General features: G+C 49.3%; 19 protein-coding genes and 1 other annotated feature. Of the genes, 18 read left to right on the top strand and 1 reads right to left on the bottom strand.

The genetic code is table 11. The annotated features are described in order from the left end of the window. Window position 1 precedes the first annotated feature (1 nt). The 7 genes from infC to ihfA all read left to right on the top strand — a co-directional run bounded on the left by infC (window position 2) and on the right by ihfA (window position 5244). Window positions 2-553 (top strand): translation initiation factor IF-3, encoded by a 552-nt coding sequence (infC, locus tag AB3G37_RS16025; RefSeq protein ID WP_071988410.1) that lies wholly within the window; start codon window positions 2-4, stop codon window positions 551-553. Between the two features lie 100 nt (window positions 554-653). Beyond that, entirely contained in the window at window positions 654-851 is a 198-nt protein-coding gene (gene rpmI / locus AB3G37_RS16020) for a 50S ribosomal protein L35 (protein ID WP_055770082.1), read from the top strand. A gap of 59 nt (window positions 852-910) precedes the next feature. Further along, entirely contained in the window at window positions 911-1267 is a 357-nt protein-coding gene (gene rplT / locus AB3G37_RS16015) for a 50S ribosomal protein L20 (protein ID WP_009635878.1), read from the top strand. 88 nt (window positions 1268-1355) lie between these two features. Beyond that, window positions 1356-1480, top strand: a sequence feature (Phe leader region). Beyond that, a complete protein-coding gene (gene pheM, locus AB3G37_RS16010; RefSeq protein WP_106120997.1) occupies window positions 1361-1405 on the top strand; it encodes a pheST operon leader peptide PheM in 45 nt (14 codons plus the stop codon). It overlaps the preceding feature by 45 nt. Before the next feature lie 77 nt (window positions 1481-1557). Then, window positions 1558-2541: a phenylalanine--tRNA ligase subunit alpha gene (gene pheS, locus AB3G37_RS16005; protein ID WP_009635879.1), complete on the top strand. Its 984-nt coding sequence runs from the start codon at window positions 1558-1560 to the stop codon at window positions 2539-2541. 14 nt (window positions 2542-2555) lie between these two features. Continuing rightward, window positions 2556-4943 carry a phenylalanine--tRNA ligase subunit beta gene (gene pheT / locus AB3G37_RS16000; protein ID WP_369788446.1) on the top strand — a complete coding sequence of 796 codons (2388 nt, stop codon included), beginning with the start codon at window positions 2556-2558 and terminating at the stop codon, window positions 4941-4943. A gap of 4 nt (window positions 4944-4947) precedes the next feature. Continuing rightward, entirely contained in the window at window positions 4948-5244 is a 297-nt protein-coding gene (ihfA, locus tag AB3G37_RS15995) for an integration host factor subunit alpha (protein WP_004717732.1), read from the top strand. Between the two features lie 411 nt (window positions 5245-5655). On the opposite strand, the gene AB3G37_RS15990 is transcribed toward ihfA, so the two are convergent. Next, a complete protein-coding gene (locus tag AB3G37_RS15990; RefSeq protein WP_009635881.1) occupies window positions 5656-5808 on the bottom strand; it encodes a hypothetical protein in 153 nt (50 codons plus the stop codon). 284 nt (window positions 5809-6092) lie between these two features. Between AB3G37_RS15990 and AB3G37_RS15985 the strand changes: the two genes are divergently transcribed. The 11 genes from AB3G37_RS15985 to arnF all read left to right on the top strand — a co-directional run bounded on the left by AB3G37_RS15985 (window position 6093) and on the right by arnF (window position 16905). Then, complete coding sequence (locus AB3G37_RS15985) at window positions 6093-6482, top strand: DUF2502 domain-containing protein (protein ID WP_369788445.1); 390 nt, start codon at window positions 6093-6095, stop codon at window positions 6480-6482. A 165-nt stretch (window positions 6483-6647) separates the two neighbouring features. Further along, window positions 6648-7655 carry a vitamin B12 ABC transporter permease BtuC gene (gene btuC, locus AB3G37_RS15980; protein WP_009635883.1) on the top strand — a complete coding sequence of 336 codons (1008 nt, stop codon included), beginning with the start codon at window positions 6648-6650 and terminating at the stop codon, window positions 7653-7655. A 74-nt stretch (window positions 7656-7729) separates the two neighbouring features. Further along, window positions 7730-8281 (top strand): glutathione peroxidase, encoded by a 552-nt coding sequence (locus AB3G37_RS15975; RefSeq protein WP_369788444.1) that lies wholly within the window; start codon window positions 7730-7732, stop codon window positions 8279-8281. Window positions 8282-8369: 88 nt separating this feature from the next. Further along, a complete protein-coding gene (gene btuD, locus AB3G37_RS15970; RefSeq protein ID WP_369788443.1) occupies window positions 8370-9119 on the top strand; it encodes a vitamin B12 ABC transporter ATP-binding protein BtuD in 750 nt (249 codons plus the stop codon). Window positions 9120-9483: 364 nt separating this feature from the next. Further along, window positions 9484-10626: a UDP-4-amino-4-deoxy-L-arabinose aminotransferase gene (gene arnB, locus AB3G37_RS15965; RefSeq protein ID WP_369788442.1), complete on the top strand. Its 1143-nt coding sequence runs from the start codon at window positions 9484-9486 to the stop codon at window positions 10624-10626. Next, complete coding sequence (arnC, locus tag AB3G37_RS15960; protein ID WP_009635887.1) at window positions 10626-11612, top strand: undecaprenyl-phosphate 4-deoxy-4-formamido-L-arabinose transferase; 987 nt, start codon at window positions 10626-10628, stop codon at window positions 11610-11612. The genes arnB and arnC overlap by 1 nt, the downstream gene beginning before the upstream one ends. Beyond that, the gene (gene arnA / locus AB3G37_RS15955; protein ID WP_369788441.1) at window positions 11612-13594 is read left to right on the top strand and encodes a bifunctional UDP-4-amino-4-deoxy-L-arabinose formyltransferase/UDP-glucuronic acid oxidase ArnA; all 1983 of its coding nucleotides are present in this window, start codon (window positions 11612-11614) and stop codon (window positions 13592-13594) included. The genes arnC and arnA overlap by 1 nt, the downstream gene beginning before the upstream one ends. Window positions 13595-13607: 13 nt before the next feature. Beyond that, window positions 13608-14507, top strand: coding sequence for a 4-deoxy-4-formamido-L-arabinose-phosphoundecaprenol deformylase (arnD, locus tag AB3G37_RS15950; RefSeq protein ID WP_369790977.1), 900 nt, complete (start codon window positions 13608-13610; stop codon window positions 14505-14507). Continuing rightward, complete coding sequence (gene arnT / locus AB3G37_RS15945) at window positions 14508-16175, top strand: lipid IV(A) 4-amino-4-deoxy-L-arabinosyltransferase (protein ID WP_369788440.1); 1668 nt, start codon at window positions 14508-14510, stop codon at window positions 16173-16175. After that, window positions 16172-16516, top strand: coding sequence for a 4-amino-4-deoxy-L-arabinose-phosphoundecaprenol flippase subunit ArnE (gene arnE / locus AB3G37_RS15940; RefSeq protein WP_369788439.1), 345 nt, complete (start codon window positions 16172-16174; stop codon window positions 16514-16516). The genes arnT and arnE overlap by 4 nt, the downstream gene beginning before the upstream one ends. Then, entirely contained in the window at window positions 16513-16905 is a 393-nt protein-coding gene (gene arnF / locus AB3G37_RS15935; RefSeq protein WP_369788438.1) for a 4-amino-4-deoxy-L-arabinose-phosphoundecaprenol flippase subunit ArnF, read from the top strand. The genes arnE and arnF overlap by 4 nt, the downstream gene beginning before the upstream one ends. Window positions 16906-17004: the final 99 nt, after the last annotated feature.

The following is a 17004-nucleotide window of genomic DNA, read 5'->3' as shown; positions in this document are numbered from 1 at the left end:
TATTAAAGGCGGAAAACGAGTTCAACCGGCGCGTCCAAATCGCATTAACAGAGAAATTCGCGCGCAAGAAGTTCGCCTCACAGGTATCGATGGCGAACCCCTTGGGATTGTGAGTCTGAATGAAGCTCTTGAAAAAGCTGAGGAAGCTGGTGTTGATTTAGTAGAAATCAGTCCGAATGCCGAGCCGCCGGTTTGCCGAATCATGGATTACGGCAAGTTCCTCTACGAGAAGAGCAAATCGACCAAAGAACAGAAAAAGAAACAAAAAGTTATTCAGGTTAAGGAAATTAAATTCCGACCTGGTACCGATGATGGCGACTATCAGGTCAAACTACGCAACCTGATTCGCTTTCTGGAAGATGGCGATAAAGCCAAAATCACACTGCGTTTCCGCGGTCGTGAAATGGCGCACCAGCAGATCGGTATGGAAGTGCTTAACCGCGTCCGTAAAGACCTGTGTGAAGATATTGATCTGGCAGTGGTCGAATCCTTCCCTACGAAGATCGAAGGCCGTCAGATGATTATGGTGCTCGCACCCAAGAAGAAACAATAAGGCTCTACAAGTAGCCTGACCCACAGTGTGCTTGCACGCTGTGGGTCATGTTCGCCTTACTGATTCATGTTATTAACAATGCGAAGTGGAATTATTAATAATGCCAAAGATCAAAACAGTACGCGGCGCCGCTAAACGCTTCAAAAAGACTGCCAATGGCGGTTTTAAGCGTAAGCACGCTAACCTGCGTCACATTCTGACCAAAAAATCGACTAAGCGTAAACGTCACCTGCGTCCAAAAGGCATGGTATCCAAGAACGATTTGGGTCTCGTTGCTGCATGTTTGCCGTACGCTTAAAAATATATCTTTAAAGATATATCACTTTTTTTAATCAAGAATAAAACTCAGGAGAGCATATGGCTCGCGTAAAACGTGGTGTGATTGCACGTGCACGTCACAAGAAAATTTTAAAGCAGGCGAAAGGTTACTACGGTGCCCGTTCGCGCGTATATCGTGTTGCATTCCAGGCTGTTATCAAAGCTGGTCAATACGCTTACCGTGACCGTCGTCAAAAGAAACGTCAGTTCCGTCAGCTGTGGATCGCGCGTATCAACGCAGCAGCTCGTCAGAACGACATGTCTTACAGCAAATTCATCAATGGCTTGAAAAAAGCTTCTATTGAAATTGACCGTAAGATTTTGGCTGATATCGCAGTATTCGATAAAGTGGCATTCTCTGCACTGGTCGAAAAAGCGAGAGCAGCTCTGGCGTAAGTCAGGTGAAAGAGGGAGCTTGCTCCCTCTTTTATATTGCGTTGATAACATTATTACGTCGATAACATCGTAAATATTTAAGGTAATGCAAGCATGAATGCTGCTATTTTCCGCTTCTTTTTTTACTTTAGCGCCTGACTCAGGAAGGCTTTCGCGCGTAAGAGAAGAAACGGAAACTAGCGCTAAAGCCTCCCCTGTGGAGGCTTTTTTTTTGCTATTACCTTTCGAAAATCAGTTACTCATACTTTTATTTCACATCGGGTCACATCGGCCAGAAGAAGAGGAAAGCAATGTCACATCTCGCAGAACTGGTTGCCAACGCCAAGGCCGCCGTAGAGAGTGCCCAGGACGTCGCCGCGCTGGATTTAGTGCGCGTCGAGTATTTAGGTAAAAAAGGGCATTTGACCCTTCAGATGACTTCACTGCGCGAACTGCCAGCGGAAGAACGTCCAGCAGCCGGTGCAGTAATCAACCAGGCCAAGCAGGAAGTTCAGGATGCGCTGAATGCCCGCAAACACGACCTGGAGTCTTCCGCGCTGAATGCTCGACTGGCTGAAGAGACTATCGATGTCTCACTGCCTGGCCGCCGTATCGAAAATGGTGGTTTACATCCGGTGACTCGCACCATCGACCGCATTGAGACTTTCTTCGGCGAATTAGGTTTCTCTGTTGAGACCGGTCCGGAAATTGAAGATGACTATCACAACTTTGATGCGCTGAATATTCCTGGCCATCATCCGGCGCGTGCCGATCACGATACCTTCTGGTTTGATGCCACCCGTTTGCTGCGCACCCAAACTTCTGGCGTGCAGATTCGTACCATGAAAGAGCAGCAGCCGCCTATTCGCATCATTGCACCGGGCCGCGTTTATCGTAACGATTACGACCAGACTCACACCCCGATGTTCCATCAGATGGAAGGCCTGATCGTTGATAAAAATATCAGCTTCAGCAATCTGAAAGGTACGCTGCACGATTTCCTGAATAACTTCTTTGAAGCTGATTTGCAGATTCGTTTCCGCCCTTCATATTTCCCGTTCACCGAACCTTCTGCAGAAGTCGATGTAATGGGCAAGAACGGCAAATGGCTCGAGGTACTGGGCTGTGGCATGGTGCACCCAAACGTGTTGCGTAATGTGGGTATCGATCCTGAGATCTACTCCGGTTTTGCGTTCGGCATGGGCATGGAGCGTCTGACCATGCTGCGTTACGGCGTGACCGATTTGCGTGCGTTCTTCGAAAACGATCTGCGTTTCCTCAAACAGTTTAAGTAAGGCGGGAATATCACATGAAATTCAGTGAACTCTGGTTGCGTGAGTGGGTAAACCCAGCCATCAACAGCGAAGCATTATCCGAACAAATTACTATGGCCGGTCTGGAAGTTGACGGCGTTGAAGCAGTGGCCGGTGCCTTCCACGGCGTGGTGGTGGGTGAAGTGGTCGAATGCGGCCAGCACCCAAATGCCGATAAGCTGCGCGTAACTAAAATAAACGTGGGTGGCGATCGCCTGCTAGACATCGTTTGCGGCGCACCAAACTGCCGTCAAGGCTTAAAAGTGGCCGTGGCGACCGTGGGTGCTGTTCTGCCGGGCGATTTTAAAATCAAGGCAGCCAAACTTCGCGGCGAACCTTCAGAAGGCATGCTGTGCTCGTTCTCAGAATTGGGTATCGATGTCGAAAGTGAAGGCATTATCGAACTGCCGCTGGATGCGCCAATTGGCACTGATATCCGCGAATTCTTGCAGCTTGATGACAACACTATTGAAATCAGCGTCACGCCTAACCGCGCTGATTGTCTTGGTATCATCGGTATTGCCCGTGATGTTGCTGTTGTAAGCCAGCTGCCACTGACCGAGCCAGACATGTCACCGGTTGCTGCGACCATTACCGATACGCTGCCAATCGATGTTCAGGCGAGTGACGCCTGTCCGCGCTATTTGGGCCGTGTGGTTAAAGGGATTAACGTTGCTGCCGCGACTCCGCTGTGGATGACCGAAAAACTGCGCCGCTGCGGGATTCGTTCTATCGATCCGGTTGTCGATGTCACCAACTATGTGCTGCTCGAACTGGGCCAACCCATGCACGCTTTCGATCTGAATCGCATTGAAGGCGGCATCGTAGTGCGTCTGGCGCAGAAAGACGAAACTCTGACTCTGCTCGATGGTACCACTGCCAAGCTGAACGACGACGTGCTGGTCATTGCCGACCATAAGAAAGCGCTGGCAATGGGCGGTATTTTCGGCGGCGAGCATTCCGGCGTCAATGAACAGACTCAAGACGTGTTGCTGGAGTGTGCTTTCTTCAATCCGCTGTCAATCACCGGTCGCGCTCGCCGTCAGGGCCTGCACACGGATGCTTCACATCGCTACGAACGCGGTGTTGACTCACAGCTGCAATATAAAGCCATGGAACGTGCTACCGCGTTGTTACTGGAAATTTGCGGCGGCCAGGCTGGTCCGGTAATTGATGCAAGCAATGAAGCGACACTGCCGAAAGCGGCCAAAATCACTCTGCGCCGTGAAAAGCTGGATCGTGTGATTGGTCACCACGTTGAAGATGCTCAGGTCACTGATATCTTGCAACGTCTGGGCTGTGAAGTCGACGTTAAGGCTGATACCTGGATAGCTGTTGCGCCAAGCTGGCGTTTCGATATGCAAATCGAAGAAGATTTGATTGAAGAAGTCGCACGCGTATACGGCTACAACAATATTCCAGATGTGCCGGTCAAAGCGAATCTGGAAATGACTCAGCATCGTGAGGCCGATCTTTCGCTGAAACGTGTGAAAAATCTTTTAGTTGATCGCGGTTTCCAGGAAGCGATCACCTACAGCTTTGTCGATCCTAAGGTTCAGCAATTGCTGCATCCGGGTGAAGAAGTGCTAATGCTGCCAAGTCCAATCTCGGTAGAAATGTCAGCGATGCGCCTGTCACTGTGGACTGGCTTGCTCTCATCAGTGGTTTACAACCAGAATCGCCAGCAAAGTCGTGTGCGCCTGTTCGAAAGCGGCCTGCGTTTTGTACCTGATTCCGCAGCATATTTGGGTATCCGTCAGGATGTCATGCTGTCTGGTGTGATCTCGGGTCATCGCAGCGAGGAACACTGGGATCTGGCGCGCAATGCGGTTGACTACTACGATTTGAAGGGTGATCTTGAAGCGATTCTAGAACTTACCGGCAAATTGGATCATATCCAATTCAAGGCCGAAGCTAACCCGGCGTTGCATCCAGGACAAAGTGCTGCAATTTATTTACACGGCGAACGCATTGGTTTCATTGGGGTAGTGCATCCGGAACTCGAACGTAAGCTTGACCTCAATGGCCGAACTGTAGTGTTCGAAATGTTGTGGAACAAGCTCGCAGACCGCGTCCTGCCTGACGCGCGCGAGATTTCACGCTTCCCGGCGAACCGTCGCGACATCGCTGTTGTGGTCCCTGAAAACGTCGCTGCAGAAGATATTTTGGTAGAGTGTAAGAAAGTTGGCGCAAATCAGGTAGTTGGCGTAAACTTATTTGACGTGTACCGTGGCAGGGGCGTAGCGGAAGGTTTTAAAAGCCTGGCTATTAGTCTGGTATTGCAGGATACCGCTCGTACACTGGAAGAAGAGGAGATCGCCGCTACTGTTGCAAGATGTGTAGAGGCTCTAAAACAGCGATTCCAAGCATCCTTGAGGGATTGAACCTATGGCGCTTACTAAAGCTGAAATGTCAGAACACCTGTTTGAAAAGCTCGGGCTGAGCAAACGGGATGCCAAAGACCTGGTTGAGCTATTTTTTGAAGAGGTACGTCGTGCTTTGGAAAATGGTGAACAAGTTAAATTGTCTGGCTTTGGCAATTTTGATCTGCGTGACAAAAACCAACGTCCGGGGCGTAACCCGAAAACTGGCGAGGACATTCCTATTACGGCGCGCCGTGTGGTGACCTTCCGTCCAGGACAGAAGTTGAAAAGCAGAGTGGAAAATGCCACTCCGAAAGAGTAAATCAGTGTGATAAAAAGGCCGCGAATGCGGCCTTTTTTTTTTGCTTTAAATTTGGCCGGTAACCTGGGATAAAAGCGAGGTGAAATATGACAGAAATATGTCTAATGAAAAGGATTTACTAGAAGTGAAAAGATAACGTTAAAGCAGTGGGATCTTCAAGATTAGTCTGATAGATTAAATTTCTCAGCGAAAGAAAGAGTTTTATTATTTGGGTGGTAATTTAATATTTACTCTTTATAATTCGCTAGCATTATTAACAACTACAGGTGACAGTTTCTGTCTGTAAGAAGTTTTTAGTGGTAATAAAAAAGGGACCGAAGTCCCTTAGTATAAAGTTAGATAGCGTTTTAACTTAAGCCAAATAATATCTCGTCGAATAAGTAATATTTGAAAAGTTAAATCAGATCGCTATTAACGAGGGCCACCACCGTGCCAGCCACCGCCGCCACCGCCATGATAACCACCACCACCGCCGCCACCTGGGCCCCAGAACGGTGGGAATAAGCAGCCGCTTAGGCTACAGGCGACCAGAGCTACGGTAACAAATGCCAATATACGACGCATAATTATTCCTTGGTTTGATTAAACGTTCCAATTATAAATAAAACAAAAATTAACTGTTGTCAGACTAACGTTAAGAGTTGTTAGCGTAGTTATGAAAACTGAATGTTATTTACGCACAATTCTGCTGAGTTATTTCAGGTGGGATACATTTGTATGTTTATTGTAATCATGCTGCAATTTCAGCGAAAGCCAGCATTATTCTTATAGTCTGCTATCATTTTATTGAGGTCATATATTATTTATCGGATAGTAAACTTTTAGAAATTAATACTAAGGTGGACGTTGTGAAGAAAACTCATTTAATGCTGTGCGTTGCATTGGTTCTGCCTGCTATCGCACAAGTAAACTTTGTGCAGGCTGCTTCTATAAATGTGAATGCTCCAGGTGTCTCTGTGCACATTGGTGACAAGGACCGTCATGGTAACTACTGGGATGGTTATGACTGGCGTTCACCGCAGTGGTGGCGTGAACATCACAATCAACGTATTGGCGAGCGTAACAATCGCGGGCAATACTGGCACGGCGATCGCTGGGATGCAGCACCACCTCCTAAGCACAATAATGGCGGCCGTCCACAGCCGCACGGTCAGGGCGATCGTCCCGACCAGGGGAATGGCACCCACGGTATCAATGGTAGTGCGCCGATCCCACCAACCAGCGGTCCACACAGCTAACATTGCCGTTTTAAATTCAGTTTTCAAAAAACCGTCGCACTCAACTGTGGCGGTTTTTTTTATCTCTTTTTATCATCGTATGGCATTAAACATTCAAATGTGGCGTTAACTGTTTAATATAGGGAACATAATCACCGAGAAGTCTCAGGAGCCTGTCCCCAAAACATGTCATCTTCTCCTAACTTGACCGAGCTTGTGCGCCAGCAAAAGCGCCGTGACTGGCAGCGGCTTTGGCTATTGGCACTGCTACTGGCTGTGGTGCTGGTTCTCAGCCTGTGTGCTGGCGATCGCTGGTTTTGGCCAGATCAATGGTTAACTTCTTCCGCTAAACTCTTTGTCTGGCAAATTCGATTGCCTCGAGCGCTAGCCGTGATTTTGGTTGGGGCAGGGCTGGCCGTTTCCGGTGCAGTAATGCAATCGCTGTTCGAGAATTCATTGGCTGAGCCAGGTTTGCTTGGCGTCGCAAGTGGCGCAGGCGTGGCTTTGGTAATTTCTGTGATGCTGGGGCACGGTCTGTTACCGTCATGGGCTATAAGCTTAAGCGCTATTTCAGGCGCGCTGGCGGTGACCTTTCTCCTAATGCATTTCGCCCGCCGCCGACTTTTTGCGCATTCCCGCCTGCTGCTGGTTGGCGTGGCCATCGGCATTATCTGTAGCGCAGCCATGACCTGGGCCGTGTATTTTAGTTCGAGCCTGGATGTGCGCCAGCTAATGTACTGGATGATGGGCGGTTTTGGCGGTATCGACTGGCGTCAGTCCTGGCTGGGCCTGCTGCTTTTGCCGGTAGTGTTGTGGCTTTGTTTTCAGGGCCGCCCCCTTAATTTGTTGGCGCTGGGCATTAGTCAGGCGCAACAGCTCGGTTTACCCGTGGTGGTCTGGCGCAATGTGCTGGTTCTGGCGATAGGCTGGACAGTGGGTATCAGCGTCGCGCTTGCCGGGGTGATTGGCTTTGTTGGCTTGATAATCCCACACTTACTGCGGCTGATAGGGATAACCGACCAGCGTCGTTTGCTCCCGGCCTGCGCACTGGCGGGCGGAGGTATATTGCTGCTGGCTGATGTCACCGCACGTGTTGCCCTTTATTCGGCTGAGCTGCCGGTTGGCGTCGTCACTGCCGTACTGGGTGCGCCGCTGTTTATCTGGCTTTTATCCCGGGCAGAAAAGCATGATTAACTGAAGCAGCAGCTGTTTCGGCTTTAATAAACATCCCTCACAGTTGTTACATTCCACAAAAAAGGAAATGACTTATGAGTAACGCAATTTATGATACCTCGCTTACCACTATTGATGGCAAAGCGACAAAGCTGGGTGCTTTTGAAGGCGAAGTTTTGCTAATAGTAAATGTTGCCTCGCAGTGCGGTCTGACAAAGCAGTACGAGGGGCTTGAAAGCCTTTATCAGACCTGGCATGACAAGGGTTTTGAAGTGCTGGGATTCCCTTGCAATGAGTTTGGTGCTCAGGAGCCTGGCACTGAAGAAGAGATTCAGACCTTTTGCAGCACGCAGTTTGGCGTCAAGTTTCCGATGTTCAGTAAAATTGAAGTCAACGGCGAGGGGCGTCATCCCTTATATAAGTCACTGATTACGGCCCAGCCAAAGGCTATATTGCCAGAAGGGAGCGAATTTTATCAGCTTCTGGCGAGCAAAGGGCGCGAACCTGTGAAACCAGAAAATATTTTGTGGAACTTCGAGAAGTTTTTGGTAGGTCGTGATGGTAAGGTTATCCAACGCTTTGCACCTGATTTGACGCCGGAAGACCCGCTGTTGGTCGATGCTGTCAAAAAAGCTCTGGAAAAATAATTCTGAGTAATGAAATGGGCGGGTTCCTGCCGCCCGGTAATTCCGAGACTGCTCAATTTCTGTCAGATCTGATTATGATGGTTAAAACATGCTGGAAATAAATCATCTTGCCGTAATTTCACGCTTATTACCCTTTAGCGCAAAGGTCAAACGTGGAGACCGCGTGCATATTATTGGCCCAAATGGCGCAGGAAAGAGCAGCCTGTTAGCCGCGATTGCCGGAATGCTAAAAGCGGAAGGTGAGGTTGTTATTGCCGGAAACAGGATTACTGAATTATCAGGCAGGGAGCTTTCTCGTTACCGTAGTTATTTATGCCAGCAATATTTACCGCTGTCGGCCATGCCAGTATATCAATATTTATCTTTGCACCAAATAGCAGGCAGCAGCGCGGAAGCAGTGGATAAAACATTAACCCAACTCTGTAATCTGCTGCATCTCAATGACAAACTCGCACACAAAATAACCCAGCTTTCCGGTGGTGAATGGCAGCGAGTGAGGCTTGTTGCAACACTGTTACAGGTCTGGCCATCGGTGAATCCTCAGGGCTGCCTGCTACTGCTGGATGAGCCTGCCAACAGTCTGGATATTGCACATCAGCAGGCATTGGATTTGATTATTAACGAGTTTTGTAGTGAAGGGGGGATAGCTATTATTAGCGATCATGATCTTAATCACACCCTGCAGCATGCCTGTCGAGTGTGGATGCTTTCACGGGGAGAAGTGATAGCCAATGGCCTGACAGCCGAGGTTATGCAGCCTGAACCGTTATCTCTTAATTATGGCGTTTTTTTTAAATTGCATCATTTTGAAGGCCGGTCGTGGATTATGACCGTTTAATTTAAGCCTTATTAAGAACAAATAAATTTTTACTCTGTGAGCAAATCATTGCTCATTGATATTAATACAAGATTTATATTCCTTTATGAATTTTTTTAGATACTGTTCTAGACTCTCCAAAAGGAAGGGAGTCAGAGATGTTTTTCACCTCATTTTTCGATGTAAAATCGCAATCTTTTAATTGCCAACAAACACTTGTTTTTACTTGTCAAATACTTGAATTTCCTTAATGTTAAATTAAGATTAAACAAGGATAATTGAGACAACTTTTCTTCTATACGTTTACTCGTTGTTAAACAACTAACATATACAGTTTGGCTCAACTAATGCCCTTTTGCGGTCCTTAAATTACAGGATATGCTCCATGGAAAATTTTTTGCCGTTTTCCCGCCCATCAATGGGTGATGAAGAAATCAACGCCGTTGAACAAGTTCTAAGATCAGGCTGGATTACCACCGGTCCGCAAACCCATCAGCTCGAACAGGATTTTTCTGCGGCATTTGGCTGTAAACACGCAATAGCGGTAAGTTCGGCAACCGGTGGAATGCATGTCACGCTGCTGGCGCTAGGCATTGGACCCGGCGACGAAGTCATTACCCCTTCGCAAACCTGGGTCTCCACGCTGAACATGATTGTCCTGCTCGGCGCCGAGCCAGTAATGATCGACGTCGACCCAAATACTCTCATGGTCAGTGCCGAAGCCATCGAAGCAGCGATTACACCAAAAACCAAAGCCATTATTCCGGTGCATTATGCTGGTGCTTCGTTAGATCTCGACCCAATCTACGCCGTGGCAAATCGCCACAATATTACGGTTATTGAAGACGCTGCCCATGCGGCAGGCACTCAATACCGCGATCGCTGGATTGGCGCACAGGGCACCGCCATTTTTTCATTCCACGCCATTAAAAACATGACCTGTGCCGAAGGTGGATTAATCGCAACCGATGACGACGCGCTGGCTGCCAAGGTTCGCGCGCTGAAATTCCACGGTCTGGCGGTTGATGCTTTCGACAGGCAAGTGCAGGGCCGTCGTCCGCAGGCGGAAGTGATTGAACCAGGCTTCAAATATAACCTCTCAGATATTCACGCCTCGATTGCCGTGGTGCAGCTGAAACGTCTGGCGGCAATGAATGCCCGCCGTGCAGCTCTGGCTCGGCTTTATCTTGAAAAACTGGAAGGCACGCCGTTCCTGCCTATGCATGTGCCGGCTTATCCGCATTTGCATACTTGGCATCTGTTTATGATCCGCGTAGATGAAGAGCGCTGTGGGCTTAACCGCGACACGCTGATGGAACGTTTGAAAGAGCTGGGGATCGGCACCGGCCTGCATTTCCGTGCTGCCCATACGCAAAAATACTATCGCGAGCGTTATCCAGACCTCTCATTACCCCACAGTGAGTGGAATACCGCACGCCTGTGCAGTTTACCTATGTTCCCTGATATGCAGGACAGCGATGTTGACCGTGTAGTCGATGCGCTTAAATCCCTGGTGGAGAAGCAGTAGTGGCTCAGTTTGAAGAAATAAATAAAGTTTCAGTGGTTATTCCCGTATTCAATGAAGAAGAGAGCCTGCCTGTTCTGCTGTCACGCACGATTGCCGCCTGCCGCCAACTGACCATGCCTTTCGAAATCGTGCTGATTGATGACGGCAGTACCGACAACTCGGCAGAGCTGCTTACACAGGCCGCCGAGCAGCCAGAAAACTGCGTCGTTGCCGTATTGCTAAACCGAAACTACGGCCAACATTCGGCGATCATGGCTGGCTTCAATCAGGTCAGTGGCGATCTGGTGATTACTCTGGATGCTGATTTACAAAACCCGCCGGAAGAGATCCCGCGCCTGGTTGCCAAGGCTCAGGAAGGTTATGACGTCGTGGGTACTGTACGCTCGAATCGTCAGGATTCCTGGTTCCGTAAAAATGCTTCGAAAATCATCAATATGATGATTCAGCGCGCTACCGGCAAGTCGATGGGGGACTACGGCTGCATGCTGCGTGCCTACCGCCGACACATTGTTCAGGCGATGCTCAACTGTCACGAGCGCAGCACCTTTATTCCTATCCTCGCCAATACGTTTGCGCGCAAGACTGCTGAAATTCCAGTTTTGCACGCAGAACGCGAGTTTGGTGACTCAAAATACAGTCTGATGAAACTCATCAACCTGATGTTTGATCTGATCACCTGTTTGACCACCACTCCGCTGCGTATGCTCAGCGTGGTGGGCAGTTTTATTGCTCTATTCGGCTTTTTACTGGCGCTGGTATTGATTCTTATGCGCTTGATACTTGGCCCTGAATGGGCTGCGGAAGGCGTGTTTACGCTGTTCGCTCTGCTGTTTATGTTTATCGGAGCGCAATTTGTCGGCATGGGGCTGCTGGGTGAATACATCGGCCGCATCTATACCGACGTGCGTGCACGCCCACGTTATTTCGTTCAAAAAGTCATTGGCGCCATAGCCGTAGATAACGATAAAGATCAGGAAATTAAATAATGAAAGCGATTGTTTTTGCTTACCATGACATTGGTTGTGTTGGCCTGAAGGCTCTGGTTGAGGCGGGTTATGATGTGCAGGCCGTATTTACCCATACCGACTCTCCTGAAGAAAATAATTTCTTTGCCTCGGTCGCCCGTACTGGTGCCGAATTGAATTTGCCGGTGTATGCCCCGGAAGATGTTAACCACCCGCTGTGGGTAAGCCGTATCCGCGAACTGCAGCCAGACGTTATTTTCTCGTTCTACTATCGCAACATGCTGAGTGAAGAGATCCTTTCACTGGCACCAAACGGCGGATTTAACCTGCACGGCTCGCTTTTGCCACGCTATCGTGGCCGTGCGCCGGTTAATTGGGCGCTGCTTAACGGAGAAACCGAAACCGGCGTGACGTTGCACAAGATGGTGAAACGCCCAGATGCCGGCGATATTGTGGATCAGCAGGTGGTCAGCATCACCCCACAAGACACCGCGCTAACGCTGCATGGCAAAGTACGCGATGCCGCTCAGGCACTGTTGCAACATTATCTGCCTGTTATGAAGAAGGGTGAAATCACTCTGACGCCGCAGGATGAGTCGCAGGCCAGCTACTTTGGCCGTCGCACCGCCGCTGACGGCGAGATCCACTGGCATAAATCTGCCACCGAGATTAATAACCTGATCCGTGCCGTGACTGAGCCTTATCCTGGGGCATTCACCTATCTCGGCCAGCGAAAAATGACCGTCTGGCGTGCAAACATTCTTGATAAACAGCACGATAAACAGCCTGGTACAGTTATCTCAGCAGAGCCGCTAGTGATCGCCTGCGGTGAAGGCGCGCTGGAAATTGTTGCCGGTCAGAACGAATCTGGTCTGTATGTTCACGGCACGCGTCTGGCGCTGGAAATGGGGATTATGCCTGATGTCCGCCTGACTGGTCGACCAAATGCGGCTTTAAAACGCCGGACACGCGTGCTGATCCTCGGGGTTAACGGCTTTATCGGTAATCATCTCAGCGAGCGACTGCTTCGCGACGGTAAATACGAAATCTACGGTCTGGATATCAGTTCTGACGCGATCAGCCGTTTTATGGATAACCCGAACTTCCACTTTGTTGAAGGCGATATCAGTATTCACTCCGAGTGGATCGAGTATCACATCAAGAAATGTGATGTTGTGTTGCCGCTGGTGGCTATCGCCACGCCTATCGAATACACCCGCAATCCGCTGCGCGTGTTCGAGCTGGATTTTGAAGAGAATCTTAAAATCGTTCGCGATTGCGTGAAATACAAAAAACGCATTATTTTCCCTTCAACCTCTGAAGTTTACGGCATGTGTGATGACAAAGAGTTTGATGAAGATACTTCAAATCTGATCGTCGGCCCTATCAACAAACAGCGTTGGATCTATTCTGTTTCCAAGCAGCTGCTTGACCGCGTTATTTGGGCCTATGGTGCCAAAGAAGGGCTGCGTTTCACGTTATTCCGTCCGTTTAACTGGATGGGCCCGCGTCTGGACAACCTTGATGCTGCGCGTGTCGGCAGTTCTCGTGCCATTACCCAGCTGATCCTCAACCTGGTTGAAGGTTCGCCGATCAAGCTGATTGACGGCGGAGAGCAGAAACGCTGCTTTACCGATATCAACGATGGGATCGAAGCGCTGTTCCGCATCATTGAAAACCGTGACAATCTTTGCGATGGCGAGATTATCAATATCGGTAATCCAACCAACGAGGCAAGCATCCGCGAGCTGGCAGAAATGCTGCTCAAGAGCTTTGATGCACATCCGCTACGCGACCAGTTCCCACCGTTTGCCGGTATGAAGCTCATCGAAAGCAGCAGCTATTACGGTAAAGGCTATCAAGACGTTGCTCACCGTACGCCGAGCATCAAAAATGCCCGCAAGCTGCTGAACTGGACACCGGAAGTAAAAATGGACAAGACCATTGATGCGACTCTGGACTTCTTCCTGCGCTCGGTAGAATTGCCTGCTAACAAAGGATAATGCCTTGAGCGGAATGAAAAAAGTAGGCTTGAGAATTGATGTCGATACCTGGAGTGGCACCCGCAAGGGTGTCCCCGAGTTGTTAAGACTTTTGGATAAACACCAAATCAAGGGCAGTTTCTTTTTCAGCGTTGGGCCGGACAACATGGGGCGCCATTTATGGCGCCTTTTGCGTCCCAAATTTCTATGGAAAATGCTGCGATCCAACGCTGCTTCACTGTATGGGCTGGATATTCTGGTGGCCGGCACGGCGTGGCCAGGCAAGATAATCGCTAAAGATTTCGGCCCGTTGATGAGAAAAACCGCCGATGCCGGACACGAAATCGGTTTGCATGCCTGGGATCATCAGGGCTGGCAGGCGAAAGTTGAAAAATGGACCCCTGAACAGCTCGAACAGCAGGTGCGCAAAGGGTTAGTGGCGCTGGAAAACAGTATTGGTCGCCCGATTGATTGTTCTGCTGTTGCAGGCTGGCGCGGCGATCAGCGCGTCATCGATGTTAAAGAGAAATTTAATTTCCGCTACAACAGCGACTGCCGCGGGGTGGCAATCTTTCGTCCTCTGCTCAGCAGCGGGCAGCTTGGCACAGTGCAAATACCGGTGACTTTGCCGACCTACGACGAGGTTATTGGCACCGAGGTTAAGGTAGAAGGTTTTAACGATTTTATTCTTGATGCAATAGCCCGGGATAACGATCTGTCGGTTTACACCATACATGCCGAAGTGGAAGGTATGTCACTGTCCGCCATGTTTGATGAATTACTGACGCGCGCGGCAAAAGCGGGCATTGAGTTTTGCCCGCTGGGAAGCTTACTGCCCGCCGATCAGCAAACGCTGCCCGTGGGGCGAGTTGTCCGTGCGCCGTTCCCCGGTAGGGAAGGATGGTTGGGTTGTCAGGAAATGGGATTGAATTAAATGCAAAACACCATTAAACGCGCCTGCGGCTTTATGCTGCTGGTGTTTTTTGCACTGGTTTATCTAATACCGTTAAATTTACGTGCGTTATGGATGCCCGATGAGACTCGCTATGCAGAAATTAGTCGTGAAATGCTGCAACGCGGAGACTGGATAGTTCCACATTTTTTAGGTTTAAGATATTTCGAAAAACCGGATGCAGGTTATTGGATCAACAATATTAGCCAGATGATATTTGGACATTCAAACTTCGCAGTGCGATTTGGATCCGTATTTTCTACCGCTATGAGCGCACTACTGGTGCTGTGGCTGGCTAACCTGATGTGGCGTAACCGCCAAAAGTCCTATACGGCCGTGCTGATTTACCTTTCATGCACCTTAGTATTCAGTATCGGCACCTACAGCGTTCTCGATCCGATGATTACGCTGTGGGTGAATGCTGCAATGCTGTGCTCTTATTTCTGTTTGCGAGTCAGTGGAAATCGTCAGAAAGCCTTGAGCTGGATTGCGCTGGGCCTTGCCTGCGGCATGGGTTTCATGACCAAAGGTTTTCTCGCGCTCGCCGTACCCGTGATTGCCGTATTGCCGATAGTCTGGCAAGAGAAGCGTTTCAAGACCCTGCTAGGCTGGGGGCCATTGGCAATTGTCAGCGCATTGTTGCTGAGCCTGCCATGGGTGATTGCCATCGGCGAGCGGGAACCTGACTTTTGGCGCTACTTCTTCTGGGTTGAGCATATTCAGCGCTTTGCTGAAAAAAATGCGCAACACAGCGCACCTTTTTGGTTTTACATACCGGTATTGTGTCTGGGCGTGTTGCCGTGGCTGGGATTATTGCCAGGTTCATTGGTAGCCGGATGGAAGAAAAGGGCACTGCGACCAGAGCTGTTCTTCCTGCTAAGCTGGGCCATTATGCCGCTGATTTTCTTTAGTATTGCCAAGGGAAAACTGCCAACTTATATTTTGCCATGCTTCGCACCATTGGCATTGCTGATGGCTGATTATTTCGAGCAGGTGCGTCAGTCAGCCAACCCGCGCGCGCTTAAAATAAATGGCATAATCAATATCATTTTTGGATCGCTGGTGGTGATCGCATTGGTGGTGATTTCCGGTATTTTGCCTACTCATCTCAAACCGGTTTTTGCCCAGAATGAATTGTATAAGGTCCTGATTGCTATTGTCTGTTTCGCCGCCTGGGCACTGGCGGGGGCATTAAGCCTGACTTTGCCGCGTCGCTGGTATTGGTCCGCTGCGTGTCCGCTGGTCTTGGCACTTTTGGTCGGACAGGCGATTCCGCAAAAAATCATCGATTCAAAACAACCGCAGGAATTTATTCAGCAAAACTTTTCGCTGTTGAAACAAAGTCGATTTGTGCTCAGCGATGATGTTGGTATTGCCGCCGGATTGGGCTGGGAACTAAAACGCAGCGATATTATGATGTTTGATGAAAAAGGCGAGCTCGAATACGGGCTTGACTATCCCGATGCCGAGGGGCGTTTTATCAATACCCAAGGGTTCGCCAAATGGTTGAGCAACGCCCGTCAGCAAGGCGATGTCTCAATGGTATTGAAAGTCAGAAACGATGCACAAAGCTTTGCCGATCTCCCAGCGCCGGACAACCAGGTCAGGGGAAAACGCCTGATATTACTGTTCTATAAAAAACTGCCATGATGGGTTACTTATTGGTGCTGATAGTCAGCATTCTGACCTGCGCGGGGCAACTTTGCCAAAAAAAAGCCGCGCAGGCAGGCGCACACCAGGTTGCTAGTAATCTGGGGTCGATTTTACGCTGGATGATAGCAGCCGTGTTTTTTATGGGCTGTGGGCTGCTGCTCTGGCTGCGCGTATTGCAAATTTTACCTCTGAGTATTGCCTATCCCATGCTCAGCATGAATTTTGTGTTAATCACCTTTAGCGCGCGCTGGTTTTTTGATGAGTTTATCGATCGCCGCCATTGGCTGGGCGTAGGGTTTATCATGTTAGGAATACTATTAATGGGAATTAGCCGTTGAAGGGCTATGCCTGGGGGGTTGCTAGCCTAATGCTGGTTAGCGCGGCGCAGCTGCTGATGAAATGGGGCATGAGTCAAATGCCGACGCTTTCACTGGATGCCCTGCTTTACTCTTTAATAATGAACCATTTAGTAGCGGTATTCATCGTCTGTTGTGGCATTGCCGGTTATGCACTGTCGATGGTGTGCTGGTTTTTCGCCTTACGTGAACTGCCGTTGAATCGTGCCTATAGTCTGCTAAGCCTGAGCTATGCAGTGGTTTATCTCGCCGCTGTGTGGTTACCGTGGTTCCACGAAAACATGCATCCATTGAAGTCGTTAGGTGCTTTGTCGATCCTTTTGGGCGTGTGGCTTATCAACAGCAAGTCGGGAAAGGCGGCGATAAAATAGCCGCTGCGCTTGCCGTTTTTATTATTAACTTTCAATTTTCTTTCGTAAACCAAGTCGATTTTTGTTGGATGGCAGATAAAATAGCGCTAGATTCTTTTA

This window comes from Rouxiella sp. WC2420, assembly GCF_041200025.1.
Classification (GTDB): domain Bacteria; phylum Pseudomonadota; class Gammaproteobacteria; order Enterobacterales; family Enterobacteriaceae; genus Rouxiella.
This window is presented reverse-complemented; position numbering and strand designations above follow the sequence as displayed.

Excerpts from the sequence above, each read along its gene's own strand:
- rpmI (WP_055770082.1), top strand. The coding sequence starts at position 654 with ATGCCAAAGATCAAAACAGTACGCGGCGCCGCTAAACGCTTCAAAAAG.
- rplT (WP_009635878.1), top strand. The coding sequence starts at position 911 with ATGGCTCGCGTAAAACGTGGTGTGATTGCACGTGCACGTCACAAGAAA.
- pheS (WP_009635879.1), top strand. The coding sequence starts at position 1,558 with ATGTCACATCTCGCAGAACTGGTTGCCAACGCCAAGGCCGCCGTAGAG.
- pheT (WP_369788446.1), top strand. The coding sequence starts at position 2,556 with ATGAAATTCAGTGAACTCTGGTTGCGTGAGTGGGTAAACCCAGCCATC.
- ihfA (WP_004717732.1), top strand. The coding sequence starts at position 4,948 with ATGGCGCTTACTAAAGCTGAAATGTCAGAACACCTGTTTGAAAAGCTC.
- AB3G37_RS15990 (WP_009635881.1), bottom strand. The coding sequence starts at position 5,808 with ATGCGTCGTATATTGGCATTTGTTACCGTAGCTCTGGTCGCCTGTAGC.
- btuC (WP_009635883.1), top strand. The coding sequence starts at position 6,648 with ATGTCATCTTCTCCTAACTTGACCGAGCTTGTGCGCCAGCAAAAGCGC.
- AB3G37_RS15975 (WP_369788444.1), top strand. The coding sequence starts at position 7,730 with ATGAGTAACGCAATTTATGATACCTCGCTTACCACTATTGATGGCAAA.
- btuD (WP_369788443.1), top strand. The coding sequence starts at position 8,370 with ATGCTGGAAATAAATCATCTTGCCGTAATTTCACGCTTATTACCCTTT.
- arnB (WP_369788442.1), top strand. The coding sequence starts at position 9,484 with ATGGAAAATTTTTTGCCGTTTTCCCGCCCATCAATGGGTGATGAAGAA.
- arnA (WP_369788441.1), top strand. The coding sequence starts at position 11,612 with ATGAAAGCGATTGTTTTTGCTTACCATGACATTGGTTGTGTTGGCCTG.
- arnD (WP_369790977.1), top strand. The coding sequence starts at position 13,608 with ATGAAAAAAGTAGGCTTGAGAATTGATGTCGATACCTGGAGTGGCACC.
- arnT (WP_369788440.1), top strand. The coding sequence starts at position 14,508 with ATGCAAAACACCATTAAACGCGCCTGCGGCTTTATGCTGCTGGTGTTT.
- arnE (WP_369788439.1), top strand. The coding sequence starts at position 16,172 with ATGATGGGTTACTTATTGGTGCTGATAGTCAGCATTCTGACCTGCGCG.